General features: G+C 64.8%; 12 protein-coding genes and 4 pseudogenes. 9 read left to right on the top strand and 7 right to left on the bottom strand.

The window, feature by feature from the left end; genetic code table 11:
* Positions 1 to 107 precede the first annotated feature (107 nt).
* Positions 108 to 1,117 (top strand): annotated as a pseudogene (locus K6I40_RS03550) (zinc-binding dehydrogenase).
* A gap of 13 nt (positions 1,118 to 1,130) precedes the next feature.
* On the opposite strand, the gene K6I40_RS03545 reads toward K6I40_RS03550, so the two are convergent.
* Positions 1,131 to 2,654: an AMP-binding protein gene (locus tag K6I40_RS03545; protein WP_222912874.1), complete on the bottom strand. Its 1,524-nt coding sequence runs from the start codon at positions 2,652 to 2,654 to the stop codon at positions 1,131 to 1,133.
* Positions 2,655 to 2,941: 287 nt separating this feature from the next.
* A pseudogene (locus K6I40_RS27805) lies at positions 2,942 to 3,675 on the bottom strand (acetoacetate decarboxylase family protein).
* A gap of 188 nt (positions 3,676 to 3,863) precedes the next feature.
* Here K6I40_RS27805 and K6I40_RS03530 point away from each other — a divergent pair.
* The 7 genes from K6I40_RS03530 to K6I40_RS27800 all read left to right on the top strand — a co-directional run bounded on the left by K6I40_RS03530 (position 3,864) and on the right by K6I40_RS27800 (position 11,527).
* On the top strand, positions 3,864 to 5,096 hold the full coding sequence (locus K6I40_RS03530; protein ID WP_222912872.1) for an acyl-CoA dehydrogenase family protein: 1,233 nt from the start codon (positions 3,864 to 3,866) through the stop codon (positions 5,094 to 5,096).
* 49 nt (positions 5,097 to 5,145) lie between these two features.
* Entirely contained in the window at positions 5,146 to 5,619 is a 474-nt protein-coding gene (locus K6I40_RS03525) for a hypothetical protein (protein WP_222912871.1), read from the top strand.
* Positions 5,616 to 6,683 carry a phosphotransferase family protein gene (locus K6I40_RS03520; protein ID WP_222912870.1) on the top strand — a complete coding sequence of 356 codons (1,068 nt, stop codon included), beginning with the start codon at positions 5,616 to 5,618 and terminating at the stop codon, positions 6,681 to 6,683. Before K6I40_RS03525 ends, K6I40_RS03520 begins: the two co-directional genes overlap by 4 nt.
* A gap of 95 nt (positions 6,684 to 6,778) precedes the next feature.
* Entirely contained in the window at positions 6,779 to 8,851 is a 2,073-nt protein-coding gene (locus tag K6I40_RS03515; RefSeq protein ID WP_222912869.1) for a hydantoinase/oxoprolinase family protein, read from the top strand.
* Positions 8,848 to 9,012, top strand: coding sequence for a hypothetical protein (locus K6I40_RS03510; RefSeq protein ID WP_222912868.1), 165 nt, complete (start codon positions 8,848 to 8,850; stop codon positions 9,010 to 9,012). Before K6I40_RS03515 ends, K6I40_RS03510 begins: the two co-directional genes overlap by 4 nt.
* Entirely contained in the window at positions 9,009 to 10,529 is a 1,521-nt protein-coding gene (locus K6I40_RS03505; RefSeq protein WP_222912867.1) for a hydantoinase B/oxoprolinase family protein, read from the top strand. Before K6I40_RS03510 ends, K6I40_RS03505 begins: the two co-directional genes overlap by 4 nt.
* Positions 10,526 to 11,527, top strand: a complete 1,002-nt coding sequence (locus K6I40_RS27800) for an LLM class flavin-dependent oxidoreductase (RefSeq protein ID WP_255681368.1) — start codon at positions 10,526 to 10,528, stop codon at positions 11,525 to 11,527. Before K6I40_RS03505 ends, K6I40_RS27800 begins: the two co-directional genes overlap by 4 nt.
* A gap of 851 nt (positions 11,528 to 12,378) precedes the next feature.
* On the opposite strand, the pseudogene K6I40_RS27795 reads toward K6I40_RS27800, so the two are convergent.
* From K6I40_RS27795 to K6I40_RS27790, 3 genes and pseudogenes are all read right to left on the bottom strand, one after another.
* Positions 12,379 to 13,029: pseudogene (locus K6I40_RS27795) on the bottom strand (E3 binding domain-containing protein); the annotation flags it as partial.
* Between the two features lie 178 nt (positions 13,030 to 13,207).
* Positions 13,208 to 14,173 (bottom strand): alpha-ketoacid dehydrogenase subunit beta, encoded by a 966-nt coding sequence (locus K6I40_RS03495; RefSeq protein WP_222912865.1) that lies wholly within the window; start codon positions 14,171 to 14,173, stop codon positions 13,208 to 13,210.
* Positions 14,170 to 15,119: pseudogene (locus K6I40_RS27790) on the bottom strand (thiamine pyrophosphate-dependent dehydrogenase E1 component subunit alpha). Before K6I40_RS27790 ends, K6I40_RS03495 begins: the two are co-directional and overlap by 4 nt.
* A 225-nt stretch (positions 15,120 to 15,344) precedes the next feature.
* Here K6I40_RS27790 and K6I40_RS03480 point away from each other — a divergent pair.
* Positions 15,345 to 16,094 carry an SDR family NAD(P)-dependent oxidoreductase gene (locus tag K6I40_RS03480; RefSeq protein WP_222912864.1) on the top strand — a complete coding sequence of 250 codons (750 nt, stop codon included), beginning with the start codon at positions 15,345 to 15,347 and terminating at the stop codon, positions 16,092 to 16,094.
* Between the two features lie 96 nt (positions 16,095 to 16,190).
* On the opposite strand, the gene K6I40_RS03475 is transcribed toward K6I40_RS03480, so the two are convergent.
* A complete protein-coding gene (locus K6I40_RS03475; RefSeq protein ID WP_222912863.1) occupies positions 16,191 to 16,568 on the bottom strand; it encodes an iron-sulfur cluster assembly protein in 378 nt (125 codons plus the stop codon).
* Positions 16,568 to 17,659: an amidohydrolase family protein gene (locus K6I40_RS03470; RefSeq protein WP_222912862.1), complete on the bottom strand. Its 1,092-nt coding sequence runs from the start codon at positions 17,657 to 17,659 to the stop codon at positions 16,568 to 16,570. The genes K6I40_RS03475 and K6I40_RS03470 overlap by 1 nt, the downstream gene beginning before the upstream one ends.
* Positions 17,660 to 17,743: the final 84 nt, after the last annotated feature.

Here is a 17,743-nt window from a genome sequence, read left to right as displayed (position 1 = left end):
CCCGCGATGACGGCGTGTCCGACGGCGCGGCACCCCATCGGCCCGCTGCGTCCGTTCCGCCTTCGCTGAACGGGACCTATATATCGATGGCGTCCGAGCGAGATGACATGCGCGCTGCAGCGTTCACCGGATTCGGTAGTCCGGAGCACGTGACGATCGAATCGTTCGACGATCCCGAGCCCGGTCCCGAGGAGGCGGTTCTCGAGGTCGAGGCCTGTTCGATTAACCACCACGACCTGTGGATCCTCAACGGCGACTTCCGGGTCGGCGAGGACCAACTCCCGTACGTGGCCGGGATGGACGTTTCGGGGACCGTCTCCGCGGTCGGAAACGACGTCGACGGCGTCGAGACGGGGGGTCGAGTCCTCCTCTGTCCGAATCAGACGTGTGGTTCCTGTCAGTTCTGCCGGGAGGGGCCGGAGAGCTACTGTGAGCGGTTCAGTCTCTATCACGGCGGGCTGGCGGAGTACGCGACCGTCCGTGCCGATCGGCTGATTCCGCTCTCCGACGCCGTCGAACCGGCGGACGCGGCGGCGCTCCCCGTCTCGTACATGACCGCGTTTCGAATGCTCGAGGCGGCCGCGGTCGGTCCGGGCGACCTCGTCTTCGTCCCAGGATCGACGGGCGGCGTCGGCGTGGCGACCGTCCAGTTGGCGGCCATTCTCGGCGCGCGGACGATCGGTACCTCGACGTCTCGAGCGAAACTCGACCGGCTCGAGGCCCTCGGTGCCGACCACACCATCGAGTCCGGTGATCCCGACGAGATCCGCGAGGCGGTCCTCGAGATCGGTCGCGTCGACGCGACGATCAACCACCTCGGTGGTCCGTTCTCGGAGGCGGGCTGAACGTCCTCCGACGCGGTGGGCGGATGGCGATCTGTGGGCAGACCGCCGGTCCGACCTCGACGCTCACGCTGGACGACCTCTTCCTGAATCAGAAGAGAGTAATCGGAAGTACGATGGGAACGCAGGGCGACCTCGAGCGCCTCGTTTCCCTCGTCGAAGACGGCCGACTTGAGCCGGTCGTCCACGAGCGCTATCCGCTCGCGGAAACCGATCGAGCGTTCGCCGACATGGCGGATCGAAACGCGGTCGGAAAGCTCGTCGTGGAACCCTGATCGCGAACCCGGGTCAGGCGAGCTCGTTCTTCAGGACCTTTCCGGTCGGATTCCGCGGCAGTTCGTCCCGGAACTCGACCTCGCGGGGTTTCTTGAATCCGGCCAGATTCGACTCGACGTGGCCGACGACGTCGCTCTCCGTCAGGACAGCCTCCTCCTCGGGGACGACGACGGCCTTAATCCGTTCGCCCCACTGGTCGTCGGGGACGCCGACGACCGCGACCTCGTCCACGCCCTCGAGGTCGTGGAGCACCTCCTCGATCTCGGCGGGGTGGACGTTCTCGCCGCCGGTGATGATCATGTCGTCGGCCCGGCCGACGAAGTAGACAAAGCCGTCCTCGTCCATCCGGACGAGGTCGTCGGAGACGAACCAGCCGTCGTCGAACACCTCTGCAGTCTTCTCCGGCATGCCGTAGTACTCTTTGAACACCGTCGGACCGCGGTAGGCGATCCGGCCCGTTTCACCGGTCTCGACCTCGTCGCCCGTCTCGTCGACGACTTTGACCTCGACGTTGATAATCGGCCGACCGACGCTGTCGGGCTTCTCAAGCGCGTTCTCCGGTCGCAACATCGTCGTCGACGGCGAGAGTTCGGTCTGGCCGAAGACGTCGTAGAGGTTGCAGTCGACGGTCTCGATGATCGCCTCCTTGAGCGAGCGCTCCGAGGGCGCTGCGCCGGTCATGTAGTGCTGGAACTGCGAGAGGTCGTACGACTCGGGGTCGGCCGACAGTACCGCGCGGCTCATCATCGGGACCATGAACGACGCCGTCACGGATTCGTCCTCGAGGATCGAGAGGACCGACGCCGGCTCGAAGTCGTCGACCAGGATCGTCGTCCCGCCGACGTAAAACGACATCATAAACAGCCCGAACGCGGCGATATGGAACAGCGGCGTCACCACCATGAACCGGGCGTCGCGGGAGAGGTTCACCTCGTAGAGGCCGTTCTCCGCGGCCTGGACGACGTTGTCGTGCGTGAGTACGCACCCCTTCGGATCGCCGGTCGTTCCGCTCGTGTACATGATGGCCGCCTCGTCGAGCCGGGACGGGACGACCTCGACGGGATCGGGAGCGGCCTCGTCCCGAACCGTCTCGTAGTCGGTCGCGAACGGCGGCGTTGAGTCACCGGCGTACAGGTACGTCTCGACGGGCGAGTCGAACTCGTCGTGGACGCCCGCGATCGTCTCGCGACCGGCTTCGCCGAAGATACACAACGTCGCGTCGCTGTCCTCGAGGACGTAGCTCACTTCGCCGGCCTTGAACCGGTGGTTGATTGGGACCGGCAGGGCACCGAGCTTCATCGCCGCGAGGTAGCTCTCGATCGTCTCGACCCGATTCCCCGTGTATGTCGCGATGGCGTCTCCCTTCTCGATCCCGAATTCCGAGAGCGCGTTTGCCAGCTGGTCGACCCTGCGGTTGAGCGCCTCGAAGGTCACGGTCTCGGTTCGCGCTCCGTCCGCCCGCTGGACGACCGCTTCGGCGTCCGGCTGGATTCGTGCGTTCCGTTCGGCGAGATAGCCGACGGTGAGTCCGTCCATACATTGATAGATGATAACACTGGTCAAAAAATTATGGATCGCCGCAGTAGATTCGCAGGGTAGTGAGGAGAGATGGCGTTTTCGGCCGTTGAGAGCGTCCTGCGGTCGACCTCAATGCCGGCGATGGTCAGTCGACCTCAGTTCCGGCGAGGATCGGGTCTCTCGTCCGATCGCTTTGACAGAGGCTTCCACGGCACAGTGTCTCGACGGATTGTGCTGTGTCGCAGGGGCCATTCAGAGACGTCCGGGCGTTCCGATCGACTGGACGGCCACGTTCACAGACGGTCTCAATCGGATACGTTATCCAACTCGAGCCAATCGTTACCGCGTCCGGTTCCGAAGGCGTACGGGAGGAACGCTTCGGAGTCGACGGTGGTCACGTTCTCCTGTGACGAGCGCAGGTCCGCCTCAGTGTACGACGCTCCGAGGACCTCTTCTATTTCGAGTTCACCGAGCGGACTGTCGGCCCCTTCGCCCAGCGAAAGTGAGCCAGACCTGGTTTCGTACGCGTGGAGGTCGCTGTCTAACGTGACGCGGACCAGCGTCGGATCGAACTGGAACCCCCGCCCGGTCGCGTCGGGGAGCGATTTGTAGTGGTAGATCGTCTGCGGCTTCGGGTCGAGCTGCCGTTTCGTTTCCACGGTCGCGTCGTTTCGATGAGCGGCTCGCCGCTTCGGGACACTCGTCCGCTCACCTCGCTTTCGCTCCGCTCGAGCGAGATGGCGGCCTTCTTCTTCGGCTCACCGAACAGCTCTCGTCCCCACGTGATCGCGGCCTCCGTCGACATCGGCATCGTCAAACAGTACTCTCCGACGTGGCCCTCGTGCTGCGCTCGCACGTAGACGCCGGCTCCGCGAAACGAACCGACGCAATTACTGCGCCCAACCTCGACGACATCGACCCGTATCACCGGCTCCTCGGTCGGTTCCAGACCGGGCGGGAGGATCCGGTCGACCGTCGACTCGCGGGTGCGGAACCGGATCGCCACCTGCCTCGTGTCGTCGAAGCGGTTCTCTACCATCCGTTCCCGAATCGCCTCGATTTCCTCCTCCGATCGAACGAACCCGGACATAGTCGTCGGTCGTCAGCTCGAGTCTTAACGGTTTGCCTCGTCGAGGGTCCGCAGAACCGGTGTACTCGAGCGCTCGCCCGAACGCGGCCTCCTCTCTCACCCGAACTATAATGTACTCTCGTCGAATGTCACTACGTATGGATTTCCGGATGCCGGAGCAGCTCCAGCAGTTGCTCGAGGAGATAGACGCGTTCATCGAAGACGAGATCGAGCCGCTCCAGCGGGAACACGAACGGTTCTTCGATCACCGACGCGAGGACGCTCGGACAAATTGGGAGGACGGGACGCCGACGGCGGAATGGGAGGCCTTGCTCGAGGAGATGCGCCGCCGCGCCGACGAGGCGGGACTGTATCGGTACATGCTCCCGGAGGAGTACGGCGGTCGGGACGGGAGCAACCTCGGGATGGCCGTGATTCGGGAACACCTCGCCCAGAAGGGGATCGGCCTGCACAACGTCTTGCAACAGGAGGCCGCCGTCGTTGGAAACTTCAACGTCCCCGAGCTGTTGATCGAATTCGGCAGTGAAGAGCGGAAAGAACGCCACCTTGAGGACCTGATCACCGGCGAGACGACCGCCGCGTTCGGACTGACCGAGCCCGAACACGGCAGCGACGCGACGCACATGGACACGACGGCCGAGAAGGACGACGACGAGTGGGTGATCACCGGGGCGAAGCGATACAACAGCGGCTTGCACACCGCAGACTACGATGTCATCTTCGCTCGGACCGACGGCGACGACGGCGACCACGAGGGAATCACGGCGTTCTGGGTGCCGACTGACGCGGACGGACTCGAGGTCGAGTACTTCCACTGGACGTTCAACATGCCGACCGACCACGCCGAGGTGACGCTCGACGACGTCCGCGTCCCCGAGGACGCGATTCTGGGCGAGGAGGGCAGAGGCCTCCAGCAGGCGTCGTACTTCGTTCACGAGGGCCGCATCAGGCAGGCCGCCTCGAGCGTCGGTGCCGCCCAGTTCTGCATCGACGAAGCGGTCGAGTTCGCGAAGGAACGCCGCACGTGGGACGAACCGCTCGCGAAGCGACAGGGGATCCAGTTCCCGCTGGCCGACCTGCACACGGAGGCCGAAATGGTGCGCAACCTGGTGTACAAGACGGCCTGGCAGCTCGACGAGGAGAATCAACAGAGCGTGAGCGACAAGGTCTCGATGGCGAACTACCGCGCGAACCTCCTGGCGTGCGACGCCGCCGACAGGGCGATGCAGGTCCACGGCGGACAGGGGTACACTCGCCACAAGCCGTTTGAGCACATCTACCGCCATCACCGGCGCTACCGGATCACCGAGGGATCGGAGGAGATCCAGAAGCGCAACGTCGCCGGTCACCTGTTCGATTACCTCGGATAGGATGCGGCCGACCCGCAGCTTTTGTAACGATACCGTACTATACCACGGTATGCCATACCTCGATCCGGAGCTGATACTGGACCGGTTCGCGACGTTCACGCGGGAGGAAGTCCGCCCCGCAGTCACCGACGACGAGTTCGTTCACGCGCAGGTGGGATCGATGGCCTCGACGCTGCAGTTCCTGGCGGGCGAAGTCGGCGGCCGGGAGGCAGCCGTTCGGGCCCAGCGTCGGACTCTCGCCGAACGGTTGGACGAGCTCGAGTCGGTGCTCGAACGAAACGAGATCGACTCGAGCGCGGTACGTACCGCACTCGATGACGCTCGCGACGAGATAGACGCCGTAGACGGATCAACTCGAGACGTCGAAGAGACGCTCCTGACCGCCGCGGACGACGTACTGGCGACGATCGACGAGGAACTGGACGCGGAGCGGGCCGCGATCGCTCGACGGCCCTTGTACGAGTTCCTGCGGACGCGCGTCGACCGGCAGTTGCGCCTGCTCGGCCGGGAGGGAGAGGAATGACGGAGTTCACGGCCGACGCGCTCTCGACGTACCTCTCCGGGTCGCTCGCCGACGGCGAGGTGTCCGTCGACGATATCGTTGCGCACACCGAGGGGTGGTCCCGAGACACGGTCTCGTTCACGGCTCGGTATCGCGGAGACGGCGACGACGTCTCTGAACGTCTCGTCCTCAGAGCCGAGAACGAACTGCAACACGATATCGACGCGGCGTCGCTCCCCGGGAATGACATCGAGACCGAGTACGAGACGCTCGTCGCGAGTCAAGACGCGCCCGTTCCGGTTCCGCGAGTCCGCTGGTTCGACGCGGACGGTGGGCCGTTCGAGCGCGGCCTCTTCGTCATGGACCATCTCGAGGGTGAGCCACCGATCACGTGGGACCCGCGGGATCGACAGGACCTGTACGACGCGTGGGACTCGGCCGAGCGAACGCTTCCGAACCAGTTCGTCGATGCCGCCGCGGGCGTTCACTCGATCGACGGCGCGACGGTTCCGGGGATCGAGGACGTGCCGGCTGACGAGGTGGTGACTCGCGAGATCGACCGCTGGGAGGCGCTCTACCGGGACGCCGAACTGAAGCGCGAACCGGCGGTCGAGGAAGCGATTCGCTGGTTCCGGGCCAACGAACCCGCGGTTCCGGAGACGACGCTGATTCACGGCGATTTCCGGATCGGGAACGCCCTCATCGATGACGATCGGATCACCGGCCTCCTCGACTGGGAGTTCGCCCGGGTCGGCGACCCCCTGTTCGACCTCGGCTATGCGAGCACGCGGTACTTCGCGGGGAAACTCGTCGAGCCGATCGAGCGGCCCGAACTCGCCTGCTCGCTGCTGGAGCGGGAGTGGTTCTACGACGAGTACGAGCGGCGGACGGGACGACCCGTCGACCGGGAGCGCGTCCGGTACTGGCAGGCCTTCTCGGCGTTCGTCATGCTCACCATCTGCTGCTGGGGCGCCAATCAGTACGACACCGGCGCGAGCGACGACGTCCGCAACGCCTGGTTCCAGTACCCGATCCCGGGGCTGATCGAGGACCTCCTCGCGATCATCGAAGCCGATCGGTGCTGAGGAATCCGGATCGCATCGGTCCGATACTGTGTCTATTGCTATCGGCCATCACAACATATATTTGACCGGATGTGGACTCCGGAGACGAACTACACATGTACACACTTGGCATGGACATCGGCGGGACCTTCACCGACTTCACCCTGGTCGATCGGGAGTCGGGGACGGTCACCATCGATAAGGAGCCGACGACGCCGGCGAATCCGGCGGAGGGGGCGCTGACCGGGGCTCGTCGGATCCTCGACGAGAACGACGTCTCGTTCGACGATCTCGACACTGTCATTCACGGGACGACCCTCGTCTCAAACACGCTCATCGAAGGCACGGGAGCGACGACGGGGCTGCTCACGACCGAGGGGATCCGCGACACGCTCCAACTCCGGCGCGGGTCGCGCTACGACATGTTCGACTGGGAGATGGAGTATCCTGACCCGCTGGTCCCCCGCCAGCGCCGTCTCGAGTTGGACGAGCGCCTGACCGACGACGGCGAGGTAGTCGAGCCGCTCGACGAGGAGGAAGTCCGCGAGCGGACTCAGACGCTGGTCGAGGACCACGATGTCGACTCCGTCGCCGTGTCGCTGTTGCACTCCTACGAGTCCGATACTCACGAGCGCGCCGTGGCCGAGGTCATCGAAGACGAGTATCCCGACCTGAACGTCTCGCTCTCCGCGGACGTCGTTCCCGTCATCAGGGAGTACGAGCGAACGTCGACGACCGTCATCAACTCGTACGTCGCGCCCGTCGTGGCGGACTACCTCGAGTTCCTCCGCTCGGAACTTCAGTCGGAGGGATTCGCAGGTGAGGTCTACATGATGACCTCGTCAGGCGGTATCGTCGACGTCCGGACGGCGAAGGCGGAACCGATCCGACTCGTCGAGTCCGGCCCGGCAGCGGGCGTCCTCGCCTCGCGCATTTTCGGCGAGAACCACGGCAACGACGGCGTGTTCTCCTTCGATATGGGCGGCACCACGGCGAAGGGATCGGTCGTTGAGGACGGCGACGTCCGGATGAAGTACGAGACCGACGTCGCCCGCGTCCACCGGTTCAAGGAGGGGAGCGGCTACGACCTCGTCTCGCCGCTCATCGATCTCACCGAGATCGGTGCCGGCGGGGGATCGATCGCTTCCGTGAACGACGTCGGACTCGTCGAAGTCGGTCCCGAGTCGGCCGGCTCCGATCCCGGTCCGATCTGTTACAATCAGGGCGGCGAGGAGCCGACAGTGACGGACGCCTCGCTCCTGCTCGGTTACCTTAACCCCGAGAACTTCTACGGCGGGCGGATGGAGCTGGCCGCTGAACGGACTGAATCCGTCTTCGCCGAGGAACTCGCCGACCCGCTCGACGTTTCGGTCACCGAGGCAGCGTGGCGCGTGTTCGAGGTGGTCAACGAAAACATGGCCACGGCGTTCCGTCGGTACGCCGCCTCTCGCGGGATCGACGCTCGCGGACTCTCAATGACGGCCCTCGGTGGCGCCGGTCCGTCGCACGCGTTTCGCGTCGCCCGAAAGCTCAGTATCGACGAGGTCGTCTGCCCGTACGGCGCCGGCGTTGGCTCCTCGATCGGACTCACCGAAGCGCCGTGCATGTACGAGGCCAGTTCGACGAGTCAAGCGGTTCTCGCGACGCTCTCGACCGAGGATTTCCGCCGTCAGTTCGAGTCCCTCCGCGAGGAGGCCGCATCGGTCCTCGAGCGGGCAGGCATCGATCTGGACGAAGCCGAGACATCTCTCAGCCTCGATATGCGCCACGTCGATCAGGGCCACGAGATCAAAGTCCCCCTCGAAGACTGTGATATCGACGACGTGACTCCCGAGGCCGCCCGCGACGCGTTCGAACGTACCTACCGGGAGACGTTCAACCGCGAGACGCTAGAGTTTCCCGTCGAGGTGCTCACCTACCGTCTCGAACTCGGCGAGGACGAGAGTACCGGCGAGACCGCACAGCTCGCCGCTCCAGAGGGCGATCGTACCGAACCCGGCGAGCGAGATGTCTACTACGGACCGGAGTACGGGACCGTCGAGGCCGGCGTCTACCGCTGGGACGGTCTCGAGGCGGGCCAGACGGTGGACGGTCCCATCGTCGTCGAAGCAGACCAGACGACCGTCGTCGCCGATCCCGACTCGATCGTGACCGTCGCCGACAACTACGACATCACCATCGAACTATGATTGAAACAGACGACACCGAGACAACCGATTCGACGGGCCTGGAGACCCAGGTCCTCTGGAACCGATTGCAAGCCACCGCGGACGAGATGTACGATGCCGCCGAGCGGCTGGCGTACTCCTTTCCATTCGAGAGGGAGCCGACGCCTCGACGGCCGTCATGACCGCCGAGGGCGACGCGATCGGCCTCTCCGACCAGTCCGTCCCCGTTCTCTCAGGGGCACTCTCCCGGACGACGCGGATCATCCTTGAGGATCACTTCCCGCCGGAGACGCTGGAACCGGGCGATACCGTCATCACGAACGACCCCTGGATCGGCGGCGGTCACCTGTCGGACGTGGTCGTCCTGAACCCCGTTTTCCACGACGGTGATCTCGTCGGAATCGTGGGCAGTCTCGGTCACACCGACGACGTCGGCGGGAACCGCGGCGGCTGGTCGACCGACGCGGAACAGGTGTACGAGGAGGGGATCCTGATTCCGCCGACGAAGCTCTACGAGGCCGGCGAGCGAAACGACGCGGTCGATTCCATCATTCGGAGCAACGTCCGGATCCCCCACCAGGCGCTGGGCGACCTCGAGGCGTTGCGATCGGGGAACACGGTCGGCGAGGAGCGCGTTCGAGAAATCGTCGCCGATCGGGGCCCCGAGACGTTTGACCGAGTCGCGAGCGAGGTCATCGAGCGGACCGAGCGCGCGCTGCGGGAGAGACTCGCCGACCTGCCCGACGGCACGTACGAGGACTCGATCGAATTCACCATCGCCGAGCACGATCTCGAGATTCGCGTCGCCGCGACGATCGACGGTGATTCCCTGGAAGTCGACTTCGCCGGGACATCGGCGCAGGTCGAGGGCGGGATCAACTGTCCGTTCGGGAACATCGTCACCATCACCGAGTACATCGTGAAGTGCATGCTCGTCCCCGATCTGCCGAACGCGGAAGGGTTCTTCCGGCCCATCGAGGTGACCGCACCGGAGGGATCGATCCTCAACTGTGATCGGCCGAAGGCGACGATGGGTCGCCACCTCACCTACTCGCGGGCGGAAGACGCGCTCATCCGCGCGCTGGGTCAGGTCGTCCCCGAATCGGCGCTCTCCGAGATGGCGGGTATTCAACTCGCGCCGTTCTCGGGTGCCGACGAGAACGGTGACGAGTTCATCGCCGTGGGCGGGACGGCCGGCGGTCTCCCGCCCAGCGCCGACGGGGACGGGATCCCCGGCGTCTACTTCCCGTACAACGGGCAGAACACCCCTATCGAGATGTTCGAACGCTACAGTCCGCTCCGATGGGAGGAGACGGCGCTAGTCCCCGATACCGAAGGGGCTGGCGAGCATCGGTCCGGACCGGCGATGCGCACGTCGTACCACAACCCGACCGATCGGCCGGTGTACTTCGCGCTCACCTCCGGTCGCGCCGACCGCGATCCGTCGGGCTTCCGCGGCGGTCGATCGGGGAAACGGGCGACGACGGCCTCCTCGAGCGACGGAAAAGAGGTTCCGCCGAACGGCCCCGGAACGCTCGAGCCCGGCGAGACGCTCACGCTCGTCTCCGCGACGCCCGGCGGCTACGGTGATCCCGAGGACCGCGACCCCGAACGCGTCGCGGCGGACGTCGAGCGGGGGCTGATTTCGGAAGCGCGCGCTCGAGACGTCTACGGCTACGACCCGGCCGACGAGTCATGAACTTCGGCGGATTCGTCGCGACCGACTCCGTCGCCGACGCGAGGGAATACGCCCGCTCGCTCGAGTCGTGGGGCTGGGACGCTCTCTGGGCGATCGACTCCCAGCAGCTCTACACCGACCTGTACGTCACGCTCGCGGAGTGTGCGACGGTCACCGACGAACTGACGCTCGCGCCCGGCATCACCAACCCCAAGAGCCGACACCCGTCGGTGACGGCGAACGCGATCGCCTCGCTCGACCAGCTCGCCGACGGCCGAGCGGTACTCGGCATCGGCGCCGGCGACAGCGCCGTCTATTCCGTCGGACAGCGGCCGGCGACCGTCGAGGAGGTCGCGGAGAGCGCGACGAAAATCCGTCGTCTGCTTCGCGGCGAGGAAGTCGCGTTCGGCGGCGAGCCGTTTCGGCTCGAGTCGCGACGACGTGACGTGTCCGTATACGTCGCTGCGGAGGGCCCGAAGACGCTGCGGATGGCCGGCGAGGTGGCCGACGGCGTCATCTTCGGCGGCGGTCCGAACCCCGAGACCGTCGAGGAGCTCGGGCTGGCGAACGTCCGCAAAGGGGCCGAACGCGCCGGGCGGTCGCTCGAGGACCTCGATATCGTGACGCTCACGCCGACCTGCGCGGCCAACAGCCGGGCTCGAGCGGTCGAGAAGCTGAAGCCGGTCATCGAACCCATCGCCTATCACAACTTCAGCTTCTCCGTCGAAGAAGCGCCCGCTGACGTGCAAGCCGACCTCCGCGACCTCGTCGACGCTCACGATATGCAGGAGCACGGCGACGAGGAAGCGGACGCGCTCGCGGACATCGACGACGAGGTGTGGGAGTATCTCGGCGATCGCTTCGCGGTCGCGGGACCGCCCGAGGCGTGTCGAGAGCGACTGCGAGCGCTCGAGGAGCTCGGCGTCGACCACGTCATGTGCCTGTTTCCGCCCGACCGGACCGAGGAGAACGAGCGGTTCCACGACGAAGTCATCACGGGTTCCGATCTCGGTCCCTGAGAGCGACCGTCTCGATTTCTGTTTCGACGCGATTGCGCGTTACACGGCGTCGAACGCCCGTCCGGGATACTCGAGGTACTCGGCGAGCCGCTCGAGGAACGCGCCCGAGTCGGCCCCGTCGAGCACGCGGTGGTCGATCGTGAGACTGAATGTGATCGCGCGCTCGAATTCGATGTCGCCGTCGCGCTCGACGGGAATCGGCTTGCGCCGACCCAGTGCGAGGATCGCGACCTGCGGCGGGTTGATGATCGAGAAGGAGACGTCCATGTCGAAGACGCCGACGTTGGTGACGGTGAAGGTTCCCCCTGGAGATCCGACGACGTGTGCTCGTTCTCGAGGACCGTCTCGACGAGTCGCCGCCGCTCCGACGACAGGTCCTCGAGGTCGCGGTCCGGCACGTCGTCGATCACCGGCACCATGAGTCCGTTCTCGCTGTCGACCGCGTAGCCGACGTTGACCTCGTCGATGAGGCGGTGTTCGCCGTCCTCGAAGTGAGCGTTGAACTCTGGGAGATCTTCGAGCGTTCGGCCGACGAAGTGGAGGATGAGGTCGTTCAATGAGACGTCGACGCCCTTCTCCTCGAGTCGGTCTCTGACTTCCTCGAGGCGCTCGATCCCGATATCGCGCGTCCCCATGACGTGGGGTTTCTCTCGAGCACTCCGGCTCAGGCGCTCCGCGATCGTTTTCCGTGTGCCGGTGAGTTCCCGCGATTCCGTCACGGTGAGTCCGTCGGTGGTCAGCTCGTCGCTCGCGACCGCTGACGCGTCGGGACCATTGGCGTCGGCACTGCTCGCGAACGCTTCGACATCACCTTCGGTGATCGCCCCCTGTGGGCCCGTCCCCTCGATCCGAGATAAGTCGACGCCGTCCTCCTCGGCGCGGTGTTTCGCCCGCGGCGTCGCCTTGACGTCGTCCGTCGCAGACGCGGCGTCGGACTCCGACTCGTCGTCGCCCTCTGCTGACGCTCCGTCACCGCTCCCTGCCGACGAACCGCCCCCGCTCTCGAGGTATTCCTCGATGTCGCCCTCGGTGACCGCACCCTGCGGCCCGGTTCCGTCGATTTCAGCCAGATCGACGTCCGCTTCGTTGGCGCGACGCTTGGCCCGCGGCGTCGCCTTGACGTCTGCGGTCGCTGCACCGCCATCGGCTTCCGCGCCGTCAACGGAGTCGGTGTCCGGAGCCGACGCCGCCTCGCCGACGTCCGCCGGCCGCTCGTCGCTCTCTCCGTCCTCGAGTTCCGACAGCGACGGCGCTGACTCTCCCTCCTTGCCGATCACCGCCAGCGGTTTCCCCACTTCGATCGCGATCTCTTCGCCCTCCTCGACGTACTGCTCGAGCACGACTCCGTTCGTGGGGGCCTCGATTTCGGCGCTAGCCTTCTCCGACTCGAGGACGGCGACGACGTCTCCCTTCTCCACACGATCGCCCGTGTCGGCCTCCCAGGCAACGAGGTCTCCGTAGTCACTCAGCCCGAGCTTCGGAATCCGTATTACATCTACCATGTTTGGTAGCATGGTTCTCCTTTATATTTAAATTCTCACCCGATCGGGTCCCCGTTCCGCCCGTGAGAACCGGACCACCGACCCTCGCGTCGTCTCCGTTCTCTGTGTCTCACCGCGCCTACCGGTCCTCGAGACGAGGAATGGCGACCGGAGAAGCGCGTTCCCCGGCCGACCGTCGCTAGAAGAGCGATTCGATCCCGTTCGCGATCTGGTCGGCGGAGGGCAGCGCCTCCTGCTCGAGGGGTGGGCTCAGCGGAATGGGGATGTCCTTCACGCCGATGGTCTTCGGCGGCGCGTCGAGACTGAAGAAGTCGTTCTCGACGATCTCGTTCGCGATGTGGCCCTGCGTCCCGTATCGCTCGACGGTCTCGTCGACGACAACCAGTCGTCCCGTCTTCCGGACGCTCTCGGCGATCGTCTCGGTGTCGAGCGGGGCGAACGTCCGAGGGTTGACGATCTCGACGTCGGCGTCGACCTCGGCCGCGGCTTCCTTCGCGCGGTGGAACATGAGTTGGGTCGCGACGACGGTGACATCCTCTCCTTCCTGCTCGATCGCGGCTTCCCCGAGCGGGAGCGTGTACTCCTCGTCGGGCACTTCGCCTTTCGTCTCGCTCAGCATCTTGTGGGGGAGGAAGAAGACCGGGTTATCGTCCCGGATGGCGCTCTTGAACAGTCCCTTCGCATCGTAGGGCGTCGTCGCGGTGACGACGACCCACCCCGGCACGTTGCCGAGCCAGGAGTGGACGGACTGCGAGTGCTGTGCACCCGCACCGATCCCGGCCCCGGACGGCGCGAAGATAGTGAGCGGTGCTTCGATCTGTCCGCCGCTGACGTAGGGCTGTTTCGGGATCTGGTTGAAGACTTCGTCACCGGCCGTCGCCGCGAAGTCAGCGAACTGGAGTTCCGCGACGGGCCGAATCCCGCCGACGGCAGCGCCCAGAGCCATTCCCGCGATCCCGATTTCGGACAGCGGCGTGTTCCGAACTCGGTTCCGACCGTGTTTCTCGTACAACCCCTCCGTCTCGCCGAAGTTGCCGCCGAACTCCTCGACGTCCTCGCCGAACAGGATGACCTCCTCGTCCCGTTCCAGTTCCTCGTCTATCGCCTCCGCGATCGCCTGCACGTACGTGATCTCTCGTGTCATTGTCCCTCACCCTGCCCGTAGAGGGGCAGCTGGTAGACGTGATCGTAGGCTGCTTCCGGCTCCGGTTCCGGGCTCTCGCGAGCGAACTCGACGGCCTCCTCGACCTCCGCTTCGATGTTCGCGACCATGTCTTCGAGTTCGGCCTCGGTGATGACGTCGTTCTCGAGCAGCCGCTCCCGATAGTTCTCGATCGGATCCTTCTCCTCCTTGGCCCGCTCGTAGGCCTCCTCGTCGCGGTAGGTCTCCTTGTCCCTTCGAAATGGGGAACGAGACGGACGACGCGGCTCTCGATGACTGTCGGTCCCTCACCATTGCGAGCGCGCTCGATCGCCTCGGAGACAGTGTGGTACACTTCCTCGACGTCGCTCCCGTCGATGCTCTCGGTCGGCATGTTGTGCGGAATCCCGTAATCCGAGAGGTGATCCGGCGACAGCGATTCGGCGGGCGTCGAGATGGCCCACTCGTTGTTCTCGATAATGAATACGACCGGCAGGTCCCAGTACGCGGCGAAGACGAGCGCCGTGTGGAACGAGCCGCGACTCGTCCCGCCGTCGCCGATGGTCGTCACCGCCACGTTGTCGGTCCCCTTCATCTCTTCCGCCAGCCCGAGTCCGACGGCGGGGTTCTGCCCGGAGCCGATCGTTGCGGCGTGTCCGTACAGCTTCCGATCGACGTCGGAGACGTGCATCTGGCCGCCGTGGCCCTTGTTCGATCCCCCGACGCGCCCGTAGAGTTCCGCCATGATCTCCGGTAGCGGCACGCCCTTCGCGATATACTGTCCGATCAGTCGCGCACCCCCGACTGCCAGCCAGTCCTCGTCCCGCATCGCAGCTCCCATGCCGACATGTGATCCCTCGTGGCCGCCGCTGAGGTGCACGAACCCCGGAATCTCCCCCTCTCCAAACCGCTCTTTCGTCTCCTCCTCGAAGACATCGATGCGGAGCATCTCCTCGAGGAGATCTCTCGCCGTGTCGTCGTCGACGCTAACGTTCTGTGTCATTCGATCCCACATCTAAAGGTGTTTCAGTATGCCGCATAAATCTACCCCCGGTGAGCGGTATCGCGACGGCACTGCCGGCGGATATTCCACGAATTCCGTGTGGCGGAAACCCCGGCGGCCGGGAGCGCTCGAGGCGTACTTTCTTATACAATACCCGTGTTAACGGAACGCATGCGAGGATTGCACGGAAAGACTGCAGTCGTTACCGGCGGTGCGTCCGGGATCGGCCGCGCGACGGCGCACCGACTGGCCGAGGAGGGCGTCGACGTGGTCGTCACTGACATCGACAACGAGCGGGGCGAAGAGACCGTCGAGCGGATCGACGCAAACGAGGCGGCCGACGGGACGGCGGAGTTCCGCTCGCTCGACGTTAGCGACTACGAGCGGTTCGAGGAGTGTCTGGACGCCGTCGCCGAGGACTACGACGGACTGGACGTGCTGTTCAACAATGCCGGCATCGGTGAGGCGCGGTCCTTCCGCGAAACGACGCGCGAACACAGGGACGAACTGATCGACGTGAATCTTAAGGGCGTCTGGAACGGCTGTCACGCCGTACTCCCGCTGTTCGAGGCAGACGGCGGCGGCGTCATCGTCAATACGTCCTCGATGGCGGGATGGAAGCCGGCCCCGATCACGTCCTACGCGCTCACGAAGGCGGCAGTGCTCCACTTCACGCGGTCCGTCGCAGGCGAACTCGCACAGTACGACGTTCGCATCAACGCCGTCTGTCCCGGTCTGATCGACACGGCGATGACCGACGAGTGGTACTCCGAGGAGGAACAGGAGGCGATGCGTCGGCAGACAGCGCTCGACCGCTGGGCCGATCCCGACGAAGTCGCGTCCTGCGTCGCCTTCCTCGCCAGCGAGGACGCGTCGTACGTGACCGGACGAGCGCTGAAAGTCGACGCCGGGTACGTGTGACCTCCTCTCCTTACTCGCGCTGACGCGGCTCGTTCGTTACGGGCGGGGCTCCGCTCCATGACGCTGTGAAAAACGGTCTCTGCCGTCCCTGCTCCGTCAATCGTCGGCGCGGACGTCCTCGGACGTCTCGTCGAAGTACTCCGCTTCGCGGGCAGCTTTGCGTTCCCGTCGCTGTTTCTGTGCCTCCTCGGACATCATCCCCGTATGCCAGTCGACGCCCTCGTCCGTCTCGAGGGTGACGGATACCACCTCGTCGATGGCGCTGACCCGCTCGTCGATCTCTTCGACGAAGTAGGGGAGTTGCATGCAGAAGGGCGTGGTGAGTCGCATCGAGACGGTGACGTAGCCCTCGTCGACGTCGATCTCGTCGAGGAGTCCCATTTCGATAATACTGAGATTCGTCCCGTTGGCCGCGCTACACGGATCGATGACCTCGTCCAGCCGCTCGCGAATTCGGTTCTCTAGGGAGGACATCACGCCACCTCGGCGTTCGTCGTCGAGTACGGGTCCGCGAGTTCCTCGTCCGCCCGCGCACTACTGAACTCGTCGTCCTCGAGACGAGTGCGGGCCTCGTCGATATCGAGATCGATGAGGTTCGCGTAGTTCTCTCCGAGGATCTTCCGCTTGTGATCGTCGGTGATCTGGGGGAGTTCGCCCATCATACTGGTGTTCTTGCGGACCGGCTCGGAAAACTCGAAATCGCGGAACGCTTCGAGCTGCGGCCGCGGGTGGACGGACATCGCTCCTGAACTCCAGAACAGCCGGTCCATCCCGTCCTCTCCCAGAAAGCTGATCAACTCGGCGAGCAACTCGCCGAACCGCCGTTCGTTACCGAGCAGAATCGCTGGTAGTCCCTCCAGATTCACGTAGACGTTCGGGAAGCGAGCGAGCTGCCAGGCGGTCTCCTCGGTGAACGAATAGCCGCCGTGGACGATACTGAACGTGAGATCGGGGAAGCTCTCAGCCGCCTCGTCGACGTCACCGGGGTGATACGGGCCTCGTGGAACGGGACCGAAGGGAATGGCTTTGTGGATGTCGATGAGTTCGATGCCGAGATCGTGTGCCTTCTCGAAGACGGGAAACGCGACCTCCGGATCACCCATGCTCCAGCCTTCGTGATGATCCTCGCTCCAGTGGGACGGATAGAGTTTGATTCCGAGCGGATCGAAGTCCTGAACTTGCGCTTCGAGTTCGTCCTCCCACTCGTCTCGGAGCGGATCCACGCAGGCGTAGGACCGGAACCGGTCGGGCCATCGGTCCACGACCGCACCCGCTTTGCCGTTGGCGACCAGCCCGTCGTGGAAGGCATACATCGGTACCGGATGGAACGTTGCCATGTCCGTGTAACTCTCCTCGAACAGCATGGTCGCCGTCTCTTCGACGCCCCAATCCCGCACGAAGCCCTCCGGGGTGAGCGTGTACTCGTCGGAGACGACGGCCGACACGTTCCCGAAGAGCATCTCCGTGATCCCCTCGGCGTGTTGTTCGTTACGGTAGTTCGACGGGGACATGTTGTACGAGTGCGTTACGGCGTCGTACACGAACGTCTCCTCAAGGTCTAACATGGGCCCCCTCCGTCTCGGCCTCGGTTTCCTCGCTCGCACTCACACCGAACATGACAGTAGTATGTGACGCCATACTTGTGTATT

The organism is Natrinema sp. SYSU A 869 (assembly GCF_019879105.1).
Classification (GTDB): domain Archaea; phylum Halobacteriota; class Halobacteria; order Halobacteriales; family Natrialbaceae; genus Natrinema.
This window is presented reverse-complemented; position numbering and strand designations above follow the sequence as displayed.